The sequence below is a fragment of the Bacillus pretiosus genome, from assembly GCF_051294775.1.
GTDB classification, from domain to species: Bacteria; Bacillota; Bacilli; order Bacillales; family Bacillaceae_G; genus Bacillus_A; species Bacillus_A wiedmannii.
In genome coordinates this window covers 287,905-306,065 of sequence record NZ_JBPPHF010000004.1, presented here as the reverse complement: position 1 = coordinate 306,065, position 18,161 = coordinate 287,905, and the positions used below count along the sequence as shown (strand labels likewise).

18 protein-coding genes are annotated in these 18,161 nt (G+C 37.0%); 9 read left to right on the top strand and 9 right to left on the bottom strand.

What is annotated here, in order from left to right; genetic code table 11:
- Positions 1-2 precede the first annotated feature (2 nt).
- The 3 genes from ACSG5Z_RS21750 to ACSG5Z_RS21740 form a co-directional block, all read right to left on the bottom strand.
- The gene (locus tag ACSG5Z_RS21750) at positions 3-326 is read right to left on the bottom strand and encodes a PTS lactose/cellobiose transporter subunit IIA (protein WP_000989050.1); all 324 of its coding nucleotides are present in this window, start codon (positions 324-326) and stop codon (positions 3-5) included.
- Between the two features lie 183 nt (positions 327-509).
- Complete coding sequence (gene celB, locus ACSG5Z_RS21745; protein ID WP_048542544.1) at positions 510-1,817, bottom strand: PTS cellobiose transporter subunit IIC; 1,308 nt, start codon at positions 1,815-1,817, stop codon at positions 510-512.
- 16 nt (positions 1,818-1,833) lie between these two features.
- Positions 1,834-2,136 (bottom strand): PTS sugar transporter subunit IIB, encoded by a 303-nt coding sequence (locus tag ACSG5Z_RS21740; RefSeq protein WP_001023569.1) that lies wholly within the window; start codon positions 2,134-2,136, stop codon positions 1,834-1,836.
- A 400-nt stretch (positions 2,137-2,536) separates the two neighbouring features.
- On the opposite strand from ACSG5Z_RS21740, the gene ACSG5Z_RS21735 reads away from it, so the two are divergent.
- Positions 2,537-3,646: a polyamine aminopropyltransferase gene (locus ACSG5Z_RS21735; RefSeq protein WP_435712080.1), complete on the top strand. Its 1,110-nt coding sequence runs from the start codon at positions 2,537-2,539 to the stop codon at positions 3,644-3,646.
- A gap of 27 nt (positions 3,647-3,673) precedes the next feature.
- Positions 3,674-4,045, top strand: a complete 372-nt coding sequence (gene speD, locus ACSG5Z_RS21730; protein ID WP_098146340.1) for an adenosylmethionine decarboxylase — start codon at positions 3,674-3,676, stop codon at positions 4,043-4,045.
- 110 nt (positions 4,046-4,155) lie between these two features.
- Here speD and ACSG5Z_RS21725 read toward each other — a convergent pair whose 3' ends face one another.
- The 3 genes from ACSG5Z_RS21725 to ACSG5Z_RS21715 are packed head-to-tail and all read right to left on the bottom strand — an operon-like array spanning position 4,156 to position 6,101.
- On the bottom strand, positions 4,156-4,473 hold the full coding sequence (locus ACSG5Z_RS21725) for a PTS lactose/cellobiose transporter subunit IIA (RefSeq protein WP_048542550.1): 318 nt from the start codon (positions 4,471-4,473) through the stop codon (positions 4,156-4,158).
- Between the two features lie 9 nt (positions 4,474-4,482).
- Positions 4,483-5,784, bottom strand: a complete 1,302-nt coding sequence (gene celB, locus ACSG5Z_RS21720; protein ID WP_000617771.1) for a PTS cellobiose transporter subunit IIC — start codon at positions 5,782-5,784, stop codon at positions 4,483-4,485.
- 14 nt (positions 5,785-5,798) lie between these two features.
- Positions 5,799-6,101, bottom strand: a complete 303-nt coding sequence (locus ACSG5Z_RS21715) for a PTS sugar transporter subunit IIB (RefSeq protein WP_001023540.1) — start codon at positions 6,099-6,101, stop codon at positions 5,799-5,801.
- A gap of 224 nt (positions 6,102-6,325) precedes the next feature.
- Here ACSG5Z_RS21715 and ACSG5Z_RS21710 point away from each other — a divergent pair, with 224 nt between their 5' ends.
- The 3 genes from ACSG5Z_RS21710 (at position 6,326) to ACSG5Z_RS21700 (ending at position 9,287) form a co-directional block, all read left to right on the top strand.
- On the top strand, positions 6,326-7,543 hold the full coding sequence (locus ACSG5Z_RS21710; RefSeq protein ID WP_098146343.1) for a dicarboxylate/amino acid:cation symporter: 1,218 nt from the start codon (positions 6,326-6,328) through the stop codon (positions 7,541-7,543).
- Positions 7,544-7,706: 163 nt separating this feature from the next.
- A complete protein-coding gene (locus ACSG5Z_RS21705; RefSeq protein ID WP_087983964.1) occupies positions 7,707-8,864 on the top strand; it encodes an acyltransferase in 1,158 nt (385 codons plus the stop codon).
- A gap of 42 nt (positions 8,865-8,906) precedes the next feature.
- The gene (locus ACSG5Z_RS21700) at positions 8,907-9,287 is read left to right on the top strand and encodes a VOC family protein (protein ID WP_088608291.1); all 381 of its coding nucleotides are present in this window, start codon (positions 8,907-8,909) and stop codon (positions 9,285-9,287) included.
- Between the two features lie 39 nt (positions 9,288-9,326).
- On the opposite strand, the gene ACSG5Z_RS21695 is transcribed toward ACSG5Z_RS21700, so the two are convergent.
- A complete protein-coding gene (locus ACSG5Z_RS21695) occupies positions 9,327-11,327 on the bottom strand; it encodes a YhgE/Pip family protein (protein ID WP_435712079.1) in 2,001 nt (666 codons plus the stop codon).
- 135 nt (positions 11,328-11,462) lie between these two features.
- On the opposite strand from ACSG5Z_RS21695, the gene ACSG5Z_RS21690 reads away from it, so the two are divergent.
- A complete protein-coding gene (locus ACSG5Z_RS21690) occupies positions 11,463-12,347 on the top strand; it encodes a LysR family transcriptional regulator (RefSeq protein WP_435712078.1) in 885 nt (294 codons plus the stop codon).
- 55 nt (positions 12,348-12,402) lie between these two features.
- Here ACSG5Z_RS21690 and ACSG5Z_RS21685 read toward each other — a convergent pair whose 3' ends face one another.
- Together ACSG5Z_RS21685 and ACSG5Z_RS21680 are read right to left on the bottom strand one after the other, a co-directional pair.
- Positions 12,403-13,488, bottom strand: a complete 1,086-nt coding sequence (locus ACSG5Z_RS21685; protein WP_137013114.1) for a transcriptional regulator — start codon at positions 13,486-13,488, stop codon at positions 12,403-12,405.
- Between the two features lie 91 nt (positions 13,489-13,579).
- Positions 13,580-13,729, bottom strand: coding sequence for a hypothetical protein (locus ACSG5Z_RS21680; RefSeq protein ID WP_000283173.1), 150 nt, complete (start codon positions 13,727-13,729; stop codon positions 13,580-13,582).
- Between the two features lie 254 nt (positions 13,730-13,983).
- Between ACSG5Z_RS21680 and cydA the strand changes: the two genes are divergently transcribed.
- The 3 genes from cydA to ACSG5Z_RS21665 all read left to right on the top strand — a co-directional run bounded on the left by cydA (position 13,984) and on the right by ACSG5Z_RS21665 (position 18,088).
- Positions 13,984-15,339 carry a cytochrome ubiquinol oxidase subunit I gene (gene cydA, locus ACSG5Z_RS21675; protein WP_000381970.1) on the top strand — a complete coding sequence of 452 codons (1,356 nt, stop codon included), beginning with the start codon at positions 13,984-13,986 and terminating at the stop codon, positions 15,337-15,339.
- On the top strand, positions 15,332-16,357 hold the full coding sequence (locus ACSG5Z_RS21670) for a cytochrome d ubiquinol oxidase subunit II (protein ID WP_000544164.1): 1,026 nt from the start codon (positions 15,332-15,334) through the stop codon (positions 16,355-16,357). The genes cydA and ACSG5Z_RS21670 overlap by 8 nt, the downstream gene beginning before the upstream one ends.
- A 372-nt stretch (positions 16,358-16,729) precedes the next feature.
- Positions 16,730-18,088: an arsenic transporter gene (locus tag ACSG5Z_RS21665; RefSeq protein ID WP_088064818.1), complete on the top strand. Its 1,359-nt coding sequence runs from the start codon at positions 16,730-16,732 to the stop codon at positions 18,086-18,088.
- Positions 18,089-18,161 lie beyond the last annotated feature (73 nt).

Below are 18,161 nucleotides of genomic sequence, written 5' to 3'. Positions count from 1 at the left end.
CTTTATTCCCCTTTCGCTTCTAACTTTTTATAAAGATCAATAAATTCTGCTGCTAATTCTTTTACTGTAATCGCATTCATTAAATGATCCTGTGCATGAATTAAAAGAACACTAATCTCTGTTTTTTCTCCTCTTGCTTCTGATTGTATGAGCTCTGTTTGGAAATGATGCGCTTCATTAATCGCTTCTTTCGCCTTTACCATCGCTTCATCAGCCTCTGCCATTTTCCCCTGTTTGGCAAATTGAAGTGCCTCCATCGCAAAGCTTCGTGCATTACCACTATTTAAAATTAATTGGAATGGAATTTGTTCTGCTGTAGTCATCATAATTACCGCCCTCTCTATTTTGGTTCAACCGATTTGAATACCCCTTCAGTTTGAACATTTCTATTAAATTATTATTTTATTAATGATAGTTTGGTGTTCTTGTAGATGGGTCTCATCTTTCTGAACATGATATAAAGGTAATTGTTCTCACAGATAATGTTATCTGTGAGAACAATTACTATGTTACATAGGTACAGAGTTGTTATTTCCTTGTGCTGCTGCTTTTTCAGTACGAACAACAGAACGGTCGCATAATACTACGAATGGATAGTAGATTGCCATCGCAATTACAAAGTTGAATAACTGTAGAAGTGCACCTGAAAGATGTCCACCTGTTACAAGATAACCACTAATAATTGGTGGTGTTGCCCATGGAATCATCACAACTGTTTTTGGTACCCAACCAATAGATATAGCTGTATAAGAAGTAATTACTAATACAATTGGTGTTATGATAAACGGTAAGAATAAAATTGGATTTAAAATAATTGGTGTACCAAAGATTACTGGTTCGTTAATATTGAATGCACCTGGTCCAATTGATAAGCGAGAGACACCGCGTAATTGTGCACTTTTTGCTACAAGTAATACGACCACTAAGAACGCTAATGTTGCACCAGAACCACCAAGATATACAAAAGTATCAAAGAATGGTTTTGTAACAATGTTTGGAACATCAAATGCAGATGTACCACCTTGGAATAACTTCATATTTTTCTCTAATGCCGGTAAGTATAATGGCTCAATAATACCACCAACGATATTTGGCCCATGTAAACCGAAGAACCAAAGAAGATGAACAAGGAGTACAATGACAATTGCACTTGGTAATGTCCCTGCTAAACTCTGCAGTGGTGATTGAATCGTATTAAAGATAAATTCATGAACACTTGTACCAGCTAATTTCACCGCTAATTGAATACCTGCAACTACTGTTAAGATAACAAATGCTGGAACTATAGCTGCGAAAGATCTTAAAACTGCTGGTGGTACTCCATCAGGCATTTTTAAAGTAATGTTTCTTTGTACAAAGAAACGGAATACTTCAGTAACAAGGAGTGCCACGATAATTGCTACGAATAACCCTTGTGCACCTGTCCAAGCTAAGTTCAATCCGCCTTCTTTCGGTGTTGTTGGCGTAAGAATAATTAACGCACCAAATGAAATAATACCTGCTGACAAACCATCAACGCCGTAAGATTTTGCTAAGTTATAACTTGTTGTAAATGCTATGATTAGTGCTAGAATTGCGAAAGAACCAGTCCACATTCCACCGCCAACTTGTTTCCACGTTTCACCAAACAAACCTTTCATGAACTCTTGGAAAGCTTCAGACGGAAAACCATTAATTAGTGATGCCAATGCACCAACTAAGATAAGTGGCATAACTGCAATAAATCCGTCACGGATCGCAGCTAAGTGACGTTGCGATCCGATTTTACCAGCGACAGGAACAATATATTTCTCCATGAATGCAATAAACTTTTGCATTTCGCTTCCCCCCTAATTATTTTTTAAGTGTTAACGCGTGATCTAAAACTGCTTCTCCATTCATCATGCCGTAGTGCATTGGATTGATAACGTCGATTCCAACGTTTCTCTCATCAGCAAGCGTTTTCATTGAAGAAAGCATGTAACGAACTTGTGGTCCTAGTAATAATACATCTGCTTGATCGATATTTGTTTTTACTGCATCCCCAGATACAGCCCAAATCTTTCCTTCTAGACCGCGAGCTTTTGCAGCCGCTTCCATTTTTGTAACTAGTAAACTTGTAGACATCCCTGCTGAGCAACATAATAAAATATTCATTTGAAAATCCCCCTTGTGTAGTATAAAAAATTTATGTTTATTTATTTTTCTTTACGCTATTTATTAATGCAATTAGCGTGCCAACTTTTTAAAACCACTAAAATCAGCACTTTTTCGACTGTTTTCTTTGTGTGTTAACGCTTTCAATTAGTGTGTCACCTAAAAAACACACAGTGTGTTATAAAACAACACGCTTTTAACACATAACTGTATGAAAATAGATTAGTGTTTAGTTGTCTAGTTGTATTTAAAACAAAAAATACACTAAAAAAATTTTTTGCGCGTGAAAATCTAGTAAAAATAAACCTCTCTTCAATACACTCTTCTATCTATTGTCCAAGCCAACTCTACTAAATTACATAGAATAGAATAAAATAACACAATTCGAAAGGGGATTCCTATGCCAAAACATAGAAAACAGAACAAAATAAAGATTTATAGAATAACAAGCTATAAAAAAGACAAGCGCTCTGAATTAGACTCTGATAAATTTGAACTAGAACAACAGGGAATGGAAAATAAACAAGACAAGCAGGATAAACAGGACAAGCAAGATAAACAGGATAAACAGGACAAACAAGAACAATCGGAAAATGTAATCATAGTACCCACAAATTCACACAGCTTAGATATATGGGATGAAATTTCTCTCAAAGAAATACAAGCTGGTGAACATACAAGTTTATTTACAGAACAAAGTAATTACCAAAATATTAATTTGTTACAAGTAAGCGATGTTCGTTTATATTTGGACAAGCAACTACAATTTAGTTCCGTCGATGAGCAAATTTATCATGAAGCACTTGTTCATCCAATTATGTCAAAAGTAACTGATCCAAAACGTGTTCTTATATTAGGTGGTGGCGATGGTCTTGCTTTACGAGAAGTTTTGAAATATGAAACTGTGCTACATGTAGACCTTGTTGATTTAGATGGATCGATGATTGATATGGCTCGTAACGTTCCTGAATTAGTTTCTTTAAACAAAAGCGCATTTTTTGATAATCGTGTGAACACACACGTATGTGATGCAAAAGAATTTCTGAATTCCCCTTCCTCTTTATACGATGTAATCATCATTGATTTTCCAGACCCAGCAACAGAGTTGTTAAGTACTTTATATACAAGCGAACTTTTTGCTCGGATAGCTACATTTTTAACAGAAGATGGCGCGTTCGTCTGCCAATCTAATTCACCTGCTGATGCACCACTTGTATATTGGAGCATCGGTAACACAATTGAACACGCTGGATTAACTGTGAAAAGTTATCATACAATCGTTCCTTCTTTCGGAACTGACTGGGGATTTCATATTGCTGCTAACTCTGCCTATGTACTCGATCAAATTGAGCAATTATATGTTGTGCCAACTCCTCGAACATTACCTTCTCTTCTTTCTCCTTTATTTCAATTTAAAGAAGAACATTTAGAACAACGTAATCTCGCTCTTTTAAATTCAGAATCGAACCTTATCCTACATCAATGTTACAAAAAGGAAATGGAATTTTAACGATATTATAGTGAGGAGTGCTACCTTATGGAATACTCTACTTTCGGTAAGCATATAATAGTAGATTTATGGGGAGTGGACTTTTCTCTATTAGATGATGTTCACTTTTTAGAATATCATTTAGTTACCGCTGCTAATCGCTCTGGTGCCCATGTTTTAAACGTAAGTGCCAAAGAATTCGATCCGCATGGCGTTACTGTTTTAGTTTTACTATCTGAAAGCCACCTTTCTATTCACACTTATCCAGAAAAAAACTTTGCAGCCATTGACTGTTACACGTGCGGTACGACCGTTGAACCGCAAATAGCGATCGATTATATCGTGAGTATATTAAAACCAAATGAGATGAATATAAAAAAACTAATTCGTGGTATAGGGGAGATTGTGACTACCGATTAAATATCAACCTTACTCATTTGTAAAAAGGAGGATTGTAAATACCATCAGTGGATCGAACATTCCACTGATGGTACAGAAACATACATAAAAAAACCTTGCATACGCAAGGTTCATTCAGACATCGACATCTTCCTATATAATTCTACAAATTCACTCGCTAATTCCTTCACCGTTATTGCATTCATTAAATGATCTTGCGCGTGCACCATCAGAAGGGTAACTTCAGTCTTTTCACCACCAGCTTCTTTCTGTATGAGCTCCGTTTGTACACGGTGCGCCTCTTTCAATTCCTCTAACGCTTCTTGTAATTTAGCTTCTGCTTCTATAAATTCTCCACGCTTTGCGCAATCAATTGCTTCCATTGAACAACTTCTCGCATTTCCCCCATGCAAAATTAAATGAAAAGCCTTCGTTTCTATCGTATCCATTTTAGTTCTTTACTCCCCCTTTTCTTCCGCCAACTTTTGTTTATCCCATATTTTTAAGAACGGTAAATAAATGAAGAATGCAAGCGCAAAATTAACAAGTTGTAACACAACACCTGAAATTTTCCCGCCTGATCCTAAATATCCACTAAAAAGAATAGGTGTCGTCCAAGGTACAGCAGCTCCGCTCGGACGGGCAACTAACCCCCATTCCATCGCAAAGTAAGAAACAATCGTTAACACAACCGGAACTAATATAAATGGAATTAATAAAATTGGGTTCATGACAATCGGCATACCAAAAGTTACCATCTCATTAATATTAAATATACCAGGTGCAATTGACAATCTACCTAAACTTTTTAATTGCTGACTTCGTGCAAACAATAACATTCCAATAACTAAAGCAAGTGTCGCACCAGATCCGCCCATATAAATCCATAAATCAAAAAACTGGGCAGTAATCGTATTTGGTATATCTTGCCCTGCTTGGTAAGCAACTCGGTTTTGATCCATTAACGACAACCAAACCGGACTCATTACACCACCAACAATAGTAGCTCCATGAATTCCACATGACCAAAGAACATGAACGAGAATAACAGCTATTATTGCGCCCCAAAGACTAGCACCAAGTACACTAAGTGGTTCCTGTAAAATTTGCCCCACAATATTATGGATACTGCCAAAAGAAGTATTTTCTATAATTAAGCGTAAAATCCAAATAACCGTTACAACAATAAATCCTGGAACAAGCGCGGCAAATGAACGTGTCACAGCTGGCGGAACTGTCTCTGGCATCTTTATAATTATCTTTTTTTGTACAATAAACCGATAAAGTTCAGTAGATATAAGTGCAATAATCATTGCTACAAATAACCCTTGGCTTCCCATTAATGCAGCTGGGATAGCACCTTCTACAAGTACACTCTCTTTTGTACTTGGTATAATATATGCAACTTGAAATGGCGTCGCAAGTAAAAATGTCACAAGCGACAATGCCCCGGATGCTAAAGCGTCCACTTTATAATATTCTCCAAGTCTGTAAGCGATTCCAAAAACAGCTATTAAAGCCATTATATTAAAAGTTGCACTAACTGGATACCCTAAAGCCCTCTGCCAATTCTCCCCAAACAAACCTGCCATAAAATCATTATAGCCTGGTATTGGTAAAGCACTAATGATGAGGAAAAATGATCCTATAATTAAGAAAGGCATCGTCAATACAAGTCCATCACGAATCGCTAGCAAGTGCCTCTGTTCTGCAACCTTCCCTGCTACTGGCATTACATATTTCTCTAAAAACCGTATCATCTATCCCACTCTCCTCATGGTTTCATTAACAAAGCTGCTTGCAGGATTGCTTCCCCATTACAAAGCCCGTAATGGACGGACTGAATGACATCAACAGGTATCCCTTTCCCTTTACATAACTCTTTCATTTTCGGTAATAAATAACGTACTTGTGGTCCAAGTAAAAGTACATCAGCTTCATCTATGTGACTATTTACTTCAGAACCTGATACTGCCCAAATCTTTACCTCTATCCCTCTTGCCTCTGCTGCTTTCTCCATTTTCGTAACAATTAAACTGGAAGACATTCCCGCTGCACAGCAAAGTAAAATATTCATCCCTTTTCCCCTCCCCCTTTTTCCAAACCTAAGTTAAGGTGCATCCTTTGCCACCACTAGGTTACAAATATATATGTCTAGATTTCCTGCTGTATGCCGAGCTTAAAAACAAAAATTTCTCGGTTTTCACGCTATTCCATCTATCGGTATTTTCCTAGCAAAGAGGGCTCTAACTCGCTATAATAATTCAGTATGATTTTTTTAATTGATAGGAGGATATATTTATGAAGGCATATCGCTTTCCGCTTATTTTATTATCTTCTATCCTAATTGGTGGTTTCATTGGTTATTTCATGGGTGCCGATGCAGTTGCTCTAAAGCCGCTTGGTGACATTTTCTTAAACTTAATGTTTACGATTGTTGTACCTTTAGTGTTCTTTAGCATCGCGTCATCTATTGCTAATATGGATGGATTAAAACGTTTCGGTAAAATTATGTCTAGTATGGCTGGAACTTTCTTATTTACAAGTATTTTAGCTGCTATTTTTATGATTATTGTCGTGAAAGTATTCCCGCCAGCACAAGGTGTTGTATTAGAACTAACGCAGCCCGATAAAGCTGAAAAAGCTGTTAGTGTTGCGGATCAAATTGTTGGTATTATAACAGTATCTGATTTCTCGAAGTTACTATCTCGTGAAAATATGTTAGCTCTTATTTTCTTCTCTATTTTAATGGGGGTTGCAACTTCAGCAGTTGGTGAAAAAGGAAAGCCATTCGCTACATTCTTACAAGCTGGTGCAGAAATTTCAATGAAAGTTGTATCTTTCATTATGTACTACGCTCCAATCGGACTTGCTGCTTACTTCGCGGCATTAGTTGGTGAATTCGGACCACAACTTCTTGGAACTTACTTCCGAGCAGCAATGGTATACTATCCAGCGTCTCTAATTTACTTCTTTGTATTCTTCACGTTCTATGCATACCTTGCGGGTCGCAAACAAGGTGTACAAACATTTTGGAAGAACATGGTCTCTCCTACAGTTACATCACTAGCAACTTGTAGTAGTGCTGCTAGTATTCCAGCGAACTTGGAAGCAACGAAGAAAATGGGTATCTCTTCTGACGTTCGTGAAACAGTTGTCCTTCTTGGATCGACACTTCATAAAGACGGATCTGTTTTAGGTGGCGTATTAAAAATTGCTTTCTTATTCGGTATTTTCAACATGGAATTCGAAGGACCGAAAACATTAGCAATCGCACTTGTTGTTTCTCTATTAGTAGGAACAGTAATGGGCGCTATTCCAGGCGGCGGTATGATTGGTGAAATGTTAATCGTTTCTCTATACGGCTTCCCGCCAGAAGCATTGCCAATTATCGCAGCAATTAGTACAATCATTGACCCTCCTGCAACAGTGTTAAACGTAACAGGAGATAACGCTTGTGCCGTAATGACAGCTCGCCTTGTAGAAGGTAAGAACTGGATCAAAAATAAATTTGCTTAATAAATAGAAAGAGGATGCTCCAAACGAGCATCCTCTTTTTTATTTTAATAGATATATCGGAATAATCCATTCCGCCACAAATTTGTTATAATCTTCACAAATATTCCACACTCATTATCCATTCTCCGTACTATAATCATGTATGGAAAAGGAGATGGATCTAATGACTCAAAGCGCACCAGAATTTAAAGTTTTGCAAAGCATTGCATTCCTTGCTGTCGTTTTGCAAAGTTCCTTATTATATACAATGAATCAAGGAAATGTTTTACTTGAGCAATCCCTCATTATGGGCATGCTATTTAACCTTGCAAAATTCTCAGCACCTGCATTCATATTTATCGTCGGCTTTCACTTAATTCGGCAATATACGAAGCAACTGGCCTACACAGAATATATTTATGAAAAAGCCGCACATTTACTCATTCCTTATTTCTTCTGGTCTATTCTTTACTTATTAACAACAAACGATATGATTACACTACAAAGCGGAATCAAAAGTTTATTACTCGGAACAGCCGCGCCCCATCTTTGGTACGTTATTATGATGTTCCAAATTCACTTATTGTTCCCTTTGCTATGCACACTATTTTATTGGTTTCAAAAACGAACAGAAAATAAAAAAGACATATATAAATATATGACCATCTTTGCTTGTCTATATTTCCTCTTAATGTGGTATTCTTCCCACTACATTTTTAATGGAGAGAAATTGACTAGCTCAACCATTTTACATTATACAGATCGTTCCTTCTTCTTCTACTCATTCTATTTCGTCATGGGAGGAATCGCTGCTGTCGCACTAAAAGCGTGGCGTACATTTGTCATGAAACATATCCCTCTTATAACAATGTTATTTTTCGTCTTATTTCTATTCATCAATTATGAGTTATTTAGTTTTTACGGAGCAAACTCTATTCATTTAACCGTTTCGACTTATTTAAAACCGTCTATGTTTTTATATATCGTATGCGAAATTATTATACTTTACGTGCTGTCTATTACAATCGTACAACGACGAGGTTTCTTATATAAAGCTTTACGATTTATTGGGAGTTACACGTATGGTGCTTATTTAGCTCATTTTTTCTTCTTGCAACTATGTACAAAATTTCTTTCTTTATTCACACTGCAAGAAAACACAATATTATATAGCTTATTATTATTTACAATAACGGCCACAATCTCGATTTCAGCAATGGTCATTTGCAGTACACTACCATTTCATACATGGATTACAGGGCCTTCCCCTACGACAAATATGAAATGGGCTAAGATTGTACTTCGGAAAAATCACGAAAAAGTATTCAAACCATATCTTTGATATAATAGAATTCCATACAAGAAAAGAAAGTAGGACACACCTATGATTAATCAAATTGGACAAATTATGTTATATGTAAATAATCAAGATGAAGCAGTACAATTTTGGACTGAGACAGTAGGATTCCAAATTATTGCGGAAGAAAATAACGGACAAGGCTTTCGCTGGATTGAAATTGCACCAACGAAAGAAGGAGGCACAAGCATCGTCCTTCACGATAAAGCGTTAATTGCGAAGATGCAACCTGAATTAAACTTAAATACACCTTCACTTATGTTCTTCTCTAGTAACTTAGATCAACTGTATAAAGATCTTTCTGAGAAAAACGTTACAGTTGGACAAGTTGTAGATTTACCTACAGGTAGAGCATTCAACTTTGCTGATAATGAAAACAATTACTTTGCGGTAATGGAGCGTAAATAAAAAAGAAGCTATCCTAAAAAACGGATAGCTTCTTTCATTTTAAGAAACTTGTTCTGCATTCGTTTCCCTATGTTGTATATGACTCGTAATCCAAGCAATTCCGCCAGCAACAACGAGATAGCATAACAATATTAAAATTTGCATTTGTAATTGTGACCAATCTCCTAAAGAGATAACATCTTGTAATCCTCTAAGAGAATGGGACATTGGGAGAAACTGTCCAATTTTGCTAAGAACAGCTATATTTAATTCTCCTGGGAAAGTCCCCCCGCTCGTCGCTAATTGCAAGACTAGAAGCGTTACCGCTAAGAACTTTCCAACAAGACCAAATACCGTTACTAACATAAGAATAAACGTCATGAACGTAAAGGAAATAACGATACTTGATAAAACAAAGAGTGGCACACTTGCAACTTCTAATTTCATAACTCCTAGCACAGCCACGTCCACAAGTAATGCTTGAATAAGTCCAATTAAATATACCAATCCTAGTTTATTAATAAAATGTACTGTTCCGCTTACCTTCATATTTTGTCTACGGCCAAGAGGTAAAATATTCGATGCCATAATTCCGCCAACATAAAATGCCAGTGATAAAAAGTATGGTGCAATGCCTGAACCGTAGTTAGGCACATCAGAAACTGTTGACTTCACTAACTGAACCGGCTCTGAGAACATCGTATTACGGGCATCATCATTGCGAACATCCGCTATCTTCTCTGCGCCCTCTCCTAATTTCGTAGAAAGTTCCTTCGCACCATCGTCAAGTTTAACAAGTCCGTCCTCTAACTTATTAGCACCATGATTCAGCTCTGTTCCGCCAATCGCAAGGTGATTTACACCTTCTTGTAATGTTGTAAATCCATTTCCCCACTTCGTAAATCCATTAGCTACATTCGCAGCACCATCTGCTATCTTTTTCGTTCCAGCAGTAGCTTCGCTTAACTTAACTCCGAATGTATTCATACCTTCTTCAATCTTATTCTGACCGTCAGCAAGCTTCTTCGCACCTTGTGTCAATTGTTGTTGGCTATTATTTAAAGTGTTTACTGCTTTAGCTAATTCGTTAGAAGTAGCAATGATCTTTCGAAAAGCAGGATCTTGCTGCACTTCTGGATGACTTTTCACGTACTCTTCTAATTGTTGTTTTACACTATTTGCTGCATTGTCCGCTTTCACTTGCCCTTCAGCAAGTTTCTCACTTCCGTTCACCCATTCATTTGTACCAGCACTTAATTCACTAACCCCTGATTGTAAAGTTTTTTCACCTTGAGCTAATAACTCCATACCACTATGAAGTGAGGTTGCCCCTTGACTCAGCTCATTTGCGCTGCCACTTAAGGCAGATTGGCTAGAAGCAAGCTTTTCACTTCCCTCTTTCACTTTTGATACCCCGTCACTTAAACGATGAATACCATCTGCAAGCTGATTCGCCCCATTTTTTGCATCTGTCGTTCCTTCATGCAGCTTCTCAGCACCATTACTTGCATCACTCAATCCTTGTGCCAAATCTTGAAACTTTGAAAAGACACCTTCTGTATAAGACTTCGTAATACTATTTGAAATTTTTGTTTTCATATTTTCAACAGCTGTCGTTCCAATTTGAGCTGCTACAAAGTTTTTACCCGGATTTACTTTGTACTGAAGCTGCGCTGGCTCTGGTTTCTCATCCATAAGTGTACTTACCTTTTTAGAGAAATCCTCTGGAATCGTAACGACCATATAATACTTATCTTCTTTTAACCCTTCATCAGCATTTTTTTCTGATACGAAATGAAAAGCTAGTTCCTTATTCTCTTTTAAATTTTTGACAAAATCTTCTCCTGCATGAATTGTTTTTTCATCCATCGCAGCACCTTTATCTAAATTTACAATTGCAACAGGTAATTTATCTAATCGTCCGTATGGATCCCAATATCCAGCTAAAAAGAATCCTGAATAAATTAAAGGAACGATTAATAAAAAAATTAAAGCGATACGTCCATGTTTATGATGCCACATCGCTTTCCAATCTTTAAATATAAGTTGAATTCCCTTCATGAAACATACTCCTTCTCCTAATTTAACACCATTAGAATGGTTTAACAGATTTACTATACACGCCCATTTTCATACTGTATAATACATCTTTAATTATCAATTCATTCCTTTTGGTCTATAGAAAGGAGAGTCAAAATGGAACTTCTTCAACTAAAATACTTTCAGACAGTCGCACGATTAGAACATATGACAAAAGCCGCTGAAGAACTGCATATCGCACAACCCTCGCTTAGCAAAACAATCGCTAGATTAGAAAAGGACTTAGGCGTCCCACTATTTGATCGCCAAGGTCGACAGATTACGTTAAACTCTTTTGGAAAAGTATTTTTAAAACGCGTAGAGCGCATTTTTCATGAATTAAGTGAAGGCGAACGAGAAATTAAAGATTTAGCTGAATTACAACAACGCTCTATTACACTGGCCGTTTCTATTCCCAGAATATTACCAGAACTACTCGGTTCTTTTTTACTAAAACATCCTAACGTTCGATTCCAACAATTTCTCGCATCTACTCCTTCTATGAAGCGACAACTAGATAATATAGAAATTGACTTTTGCATTTCTTCTGTGCCAATTGAAGGCGAGGAAATTATGTGGGAACCACTTATTACAGAAGAAATTTTCTTAGTTGTCCCTTCAGGTCATCGTTTATCAGGACGCGAAAGTATCCATCTGCATGAAGTAAAAGACGAACCATTTATTAGTATGAACACTGGTTACGGATTTCGGCACTTAACGGATGAATTTTGTAAAGAAGCTGGCTTCACTCCACATATCGCTTTTGAAGTAGATGAACCGACCGTGATTAGCGACCTTATTAAGCAAGGTCTCGGCATCGCCTTTGTCCCAAGTTTAACTTTATTAAAAAACTCTACTTTAGCATTAAATAAGTTACGTATTATTGAACCCAATTGCGAGCGGACTATCGGATTGAGTTGGTCGAAAAAACGCTACTTATCAAAAACCGCTAAGCAATTCCGTAGATTCGTAATTGACTACTTCTCCAATATTAGAACGTAAAATTATATCGACTTAGTAAAAAATAAAAGGTGCCACCTTCAGAGGATAGCACCTTCTATTTCTTACTCTTCTCCAATTCCATTTCCGCTAAAAGCGGCAATACGTTATCAAAAATATGCGTATTATTATTTTCACCTGTTACGTATCCACCGTAATATCTACTAAATATATTGTCATTTCGGAATGTGGCCATATGATCATATAATTCCTTTGCAAACTTTGTATCACCTGTTTGTAGTACGTACAAGATCGTTAGTCCGTATGCGGCTGGTGATTCATAATTCACAGTTTGTTTTCCCGTTTCTAAATTGTAACGACCGTATAGCTTTCCATCCTCCTGGAACTTCTTCTTGATAAATTCCAAATAAGCAGCTGATGAAAGGCCACCTAAACTTCGATGATATGCAACATATGATTGGTCAATAAGATTTACTTCTTTATCGTACGTAAATGTACCATCTTCTTTATACTCTTTTGGGAATGCCCAACCATGCCTTGGATAATCCGCTAAAAATTGAACGACTTCCTGATATTGCTGTGCAGAAACTTTGCCGTACTTTTTCATATACGAGAATGCGTGTGGATTTAAGTATGATGTCGTTGCAAAATTATTTTGTTTCCCTGCATCTGCATCATAATAATCAACGTAATAATTATCTTTCTTATTATAACGAATTACAGCGTCACTCAATTGATCTGCCAAGTTTTTATAACGCTCTTCCTTGTACATTTCATAAGCACGATATAACTGTTCTATAATACGAAGATCATCTATAAGTGCATTTGTAGCTGACTGCATTTCTCCCTTTTCAGAGATTTTCCATATAACAATATGATCCTTATGTACAAAGCTATTTTGAATAACCTTAACTTGTTCATCGAATAACGCTTGATCGTTTTTATCCAATGTATATTGTAGCCATAGTCCTGCTGATTCCGATAAAGCTTCACGGCCTTTCGCTTCACCCGTACCTGCCTTTGTATCCGCTAAACGATATGTGGCAAGCGTCCCATTTTCATTCACCATATGTCTTAAAATAAAATGTTCTGTACGGTTTCCTTGTATAGCTGACCAAAATACAATGCCACCTAAAGCGATTAAGAGAATAACTCCAATCCCTATATATAAACGTTTCCGCAATCTTTTCACCTCCCTAATAAGGCTAGCCTTAATTTTACCAGAACATACGTAAAATTAAAAAAGACAATCTATTAGATTGTCTCCCTTGCCTCTATCCCTCACAAGCCTCTTTAGAAGGTCTATATAGCGATGCCACAAGTCGATCATATTCACGACGCGTAATCTCTTTATTATACAGCTTCAATAATAAATCTCTATGCTCTTTTGAAAATGCCATCTTTTTAATGACTTCAGGATACATAAAACATCCTCTCCATTTCACATAAACTTCTTCATCTCGAAAAACAGAACTTATGTTCGCATAAAAGATTATAAAATATTCCTTACTAAAAAACAAACAAAATATTATTAAACATTAACTTCTTTCTTTTTAGAATATTCAAACATTATATTACCATATCCACTTTTTAAATACATATATATTTTTGGTAGTTTTTCTGAATAAATCTTCCAATTCAATCAGAAAATAATGGCAAAAAGAAGAGGAGTTTACATATGGATACGGTAACATTAGCAAGAGCATTTTTTGGTTCTTCATTAGCATTCCACATTATCTTTGCAACACTTGGTGTCGGACTTTCATTAATGATTTTTATAAGTGAAATACTCTATCACTGGAAGAAAGATTCCGATTACGCCATTATGGCGAAAAGATGGACGAAGGCTTTTGCCATCCTTCTCGGTGTAGCAATTCCAACTGGAACAATTGTTGGTGTGCAAATCTCACTTCTTTGGCCTGGTTTTGCCAAAATTGTTGGGCAGGTTATTTCTGTTCCCTTTCAAATTGAGATTTTCGCCTTCTTTTTAGAGGCGTTGTTCATGTCTATTTATGTATATGCAGCTGACAAACTACCTCCATTCATGAGATTAATCTCGCTATTCTTCGTCATGATTGGTGCCACGGCATCTGCCGTGCTTATTACATCAGCAAATACATGGATGAATACACCCGCAGGCTTTTCAATGGGACCAGATGGATCAGTTTTTAACGTTGATCCATGGAAAGCTTTCTTTAATCCGAGTTTTGGTACAAGCGCATTCCACGTTGTGATTACAGCCTATACAACTGGAGCTGCCGTCATTGCCTCTATCGCTGGATTTAAATTATTAAAGAAGAACTTAAGTAAACGTGAAATTGCTTATCATAAAAAGGGACTACTGTTAGGACTCGTCGTGACATTTATTACAGGTGCTACGATGTGGCTTTCGGGACACGAATCGGCGATTGCCTTACATAAGCATTCTCCTGAAAAACTTGCATCTGCTGAAGCTTTATTTGAAACGACATCACATGCACCATTATCAATTGGCGGAGTTGTAGACCCTAACACACTTGAACTAAACTATGCACTAGAAATTCCGAACATGCTTAGCCTACTAGTGGGACTCGACCCTAGCACCGTCGTAAAAGGACTAAAGGAATTCCCACAAGAAACATGGCCACCATTTTACACACATACACTATTCAACTTAATGGTCGGCACCGCTGCCTTTACTTTTGCAGTTGCAGCAATCGCCCTCTTATATTGGTACTTTGTTTACCGAAAAAAAGGTGCAGAATTACCGAAGTGGCTTCTTTGGGGAGCTGCAGCATGTGGACCAATTATGATGCTCGGTATTGAATTCGGGTGGATTTTCAGCTGTAGTGGTCGTCAACCATGGACCATTTATGGTATGCAACGGACAGTCGACGCTTCTACACGCGCTGATTTTGTCGGTCCTTTATTTATTCTATTCATCATTTTATATATTGGACTCGGCATTTTAACAGTTTTTGTACTACGGACATTCTTTAAGAAACATCCGCTTACAAATGATTTACATCACGAAGGAGGCGATTCTCGTGCATGAGGAAAGTATTGCAATCATCATCTTATGGGCTCTTATTTTCGTATACAGTATATTAGGGTCCATCGATTTTGGAGCAGGTTTTTGGGGCATGGTATACGCAAAACATCCAACGCTCGCTGCCAAACTTGCCAATCGATACTTATCACCAACTTGGGAAGTAACAAATACATTTCTCGTTTTTGTCGTTGTCGCTTTTCTCGGTTTCTTTCCGAAAGCTGCTTTCACCCTTGCGACAGTGATGTTCGTGCCAGTTATGTTAATTTTAATACTCATTGCAATTCGCAGTACATTCATGGTATTTGCTTACTCTCTGCCAAAGTATCAATTCCTCCTTCGGGTGATTTCAGGTATTACTGGGCTCTTAATTCCAGCCTTATTAATTACTGTTTTACCCGTTACAGAGGGGGCTTATATTACAATCTCTGAAGGAAAAGAAGTACTCCTGTATGGAAAACTTCTTTCTAGCCCGGTTATCTACTGCTATATGCTCTTTGGGCTAACTTCGGAACTATTTCTCTCCTCTCTCTTTCTTGCTGATTTTGCGAGAGAGCAAGGTTCAGAAGATTCGTATAGAATTTATAGAAGAAATGCCATCATCCTTGGTCCTGCAACACTCGTTACGGCGATTATCGCCCTCGTTGTAATGGATCCGGAAACACACTGGCTTATGCAAGGACTAATAAAGCAATTCCCATGGTTTACAGTTTCTATCGTTTTATTCGTTATCGGATACTCTTCTCTTTGGTGGACAAACAAGAAGTACGGCACACTAGGATACCCTCGCATCGCCGTTTTAGCGGTCGTCGCTCAATATGCATTTGCAAGTTACGCTTACGGTGTCGCACATTTACCTTATATTATTTATCCTGATGTAACTGTATTTACAAGTTTTACAACGACAGAAACATTCTATGCATTGCTTATCCTATACGCAATTGGAATCGCAATTTTACTACCAGGATTTATTTTCTTCTGGAATTTATTCTTGAAGGATCGAACTTTTTTGAAGGAAAAATAATATATTCGGGGGAGTCTGTTCCAAAAGGCATTTTGGATGGGCTCCTTTTGTCATGTTTTGTCGATAAGTCGATATATTTTAAAAATCGCTGATATATTTCAATAATCGCTGATATATTTTAAGTTGCGCCAATATATCTCCATAATCGCCCATATAAATTTCATTTACTATCTTACTGCCCCCCTAATTTATAGACTCCTCTCACAATAGTTATTTCACTATTCGTGACACTTGTCCTTTCGCTTGAAAAACACATATTCACTTTATTCCATTATATGTCTAGTTCTTCCTATTTTTCGCTGAATATACTACTAATACAAACCTTGAGACAAGCTACATTGGTTTAAGGAAAAGTAGAAAGGTAGGTAAAATATGAGCATTGAAATATGGATTACTATTATTGTATTCTTCTTAACGATGATTGTTATCTTTTGGCGACCCCGTGGCTTAAATGAGGCTTGGCCGGCAGCAATTGGCGCTGGCATTATCTTGATTACTGGACTTGTATCAAGACCAGACGTCATAGATATTATTAGTAAAATTGGCGGTGCCTCTATAACAATATTAGCGACCATCGTTATGGCGGTTATATTAGAAAGCTTCGGCTTCTTCCACTGGTCCGCAGCGAAACTTGCAAATTTAGCAAAAGGATCTGGTCGCCGTCTATACTGGTATATTCAATTATTATGTTTTCTTATGACTCTTTTATTTAATAACGACGGTAGTATTTTAATTACAACTCCAATTTTAATTCTTCTTCTAAAAAACCTTCAATTAAAACCACATCAACAAATTCCTTATTTATTAAGTGGTGCTTTAATCGCTACTGCATCTAGTGCACCAATTGGTGTAAGTAATATCGTAAACTTAATCGCATTAAATATCGTTAATATGACTCTTTACATGCATACTGCTATGATGTTTGTACCTGCAACACTAGGTTTATTATTTATGTCATGGCTCATGTATACAGTGTTAAAGAAAAAGCTTCCTAAAAAATTACCTGTTTCTTCTTATGACATTGAAGAGATTTTCTTCACAAAAAACTTCCATCCACTTAAAGGAACAAAATCTGTTAATACGAAACAAAAACGTACAAAATTTATGTTAAAAGTATTAGGTTTCGTCTTTCTTATGCGCTGTCTTCTATTCGTTGCATCCTTCTTATCGATTCCAATCGAAATTGTTGCTGTACTCGGTTCACTCGTTCTTCTCATCTGGAGATGGTACTACTTACGAACAAACCCAGTCGATATTTTGAAAAAGACACCGTGGCACATTTTAATTTTCGCTTTCTCTATGTATGTAATTATTTACGGGCTTCACAACGCAGGATTAACAACGGCGCTTGTAAATTGGCTTGAACCAGTTGTAAGTCAACATCTACTCTATGCTAGCTTTGCAATGGGCGGACTTGTATCTATCCTCTCTAACGTCTTTAATAATCACCCTGCACTTATGATTGGTACCATTACATTAACAGAAATGGGCCTAGATCCAGTCACATTAAAAACTATCTATCTCGCAAATATCATTGGTAGTGACATCGGTTCACTATTATTACCAATCGGTACGCTAGCTTCCCTCATTTGGATGTATATCCTAAGACAAAATAAAATTAAAGTGAAATGGAAAGATTATTTAAGCGTATCTCTCATCGTAATCCCACTCACAACAGCCGTCACATTATTCCTCTTATACTACTGGGTACAATTATTCTTCGCCTTATAGAAAATAGAAGCCCCCTTTGCTACCGTCTTAGCAAAGGGGGCTTCTTCTATATTTAAGTTAGGTACTACAGATC

Coding starts and splice junctions, on each gene's coding strand:
- ACSG5Z_RS21750 (WP_000989050.1), bottom strand. CDS start 326: ATGATGACTACAGCAGAACAAATTCCATTCCAATTAATTTTAAATAGT.
- celB (WP_048542544.1), bottom strand. CDS start 1,817: ATGCAAAAGTTTATTGCATTCATGGAGAAATATATTGTTCCTGTCGCT.
- ACSG5Z_RS21740 (WP_001023569.1), bottom strand. CDS start 2,136: ATGAATATTTTATTATGTTGCTCAGCAGGGATGTCTACAAGTTTACTA.
- ACSG5Z_RS21735 (WP_435712080.1), top strand. CDS start 2,537: ATGCCAAAACATAGAAAACAGAACAAAATAAAGATTTATAGAATAACA.
- speD (WP_098146340.1), top strand. CDS start 3,674: ATGGAATACTCTACTTTCGGTAAGCATATAATAGTAGATTTATGGGGA.
- ACSG5Z_RS21725 (WP_048542550.1), bottom strand. CDS start 4,473: ATGGATACGATAGAAACGAAGGCTTTTCATTTAATTTTGCATGGGGGA.
- celB (WP_000617771.1), bottom strand. CDS start 5,784: ATGATACGGTTTTTAGAGAAATATGTAATGCCAGTAGCAGGGAAGGTT.
- ACSG5Z_RS21715 (WP_001023540.1), bottom strand. CDS start 6,101: ATGAATATTTTACTTTGCTGTGCAGCGGGAATGTCTTCCAGTTTAATT.
- ACSG5Z_RS21710 (WP_098146343.1), top strand. CDS start 6,326: ATGAAGGCATATCGCTTTCCGCTTATTTTATTATCTTCTATCCTAATT.
- ACSG5Z_RS21705 (WP_087983964.1), top strand. CDS start 7,707: ATGACTCAAAGCGCACCAGAATTTAAAGTTTTGCAAAGCATTGCATTC.
- ACSG5Z_RS21700 (WP_088608291.1), top strand. CDS start 8,907: ATGATTAATCAAATTGGACAAATTATGTTATATGTAAATAATCAAGAT.
- ACSG5Z_RS21695 (WP_435712079.1), bottom strand. CDS start 11,327: ATGAAGGGAATTCAACTTATATTTAAAGATTGGAAAGCGATGTGGCAT.
- ACSG5Z_RS21690 (WP_435712078.1), top strand. CDS start 11,463: ATGGAACTTCTTCAACTAAAATACTTTCAGACAGTCGCACGATTAGAA.
- ACSG5Z_RS21680 (WP_000283173.1), bottom strand. CDS start 13,729: ATGTATCCTGAAGTCATTAAAAAGATGGCATTTTCAAAAGAGCATAGA.
- cydA (WP_000381970.1), top strand. CDS start 13,984: ATGGATACGGTAACATTAGCAAGAGCATTTTTTGGTTCTTCATTAGCA.
- ACSG5Z_RS21665 (WP_088064818.1), top strand. CDS start 16,730: ATGAGCATTGAAATATGGATTACTATTATTGTATTCTTCTTAACGATG.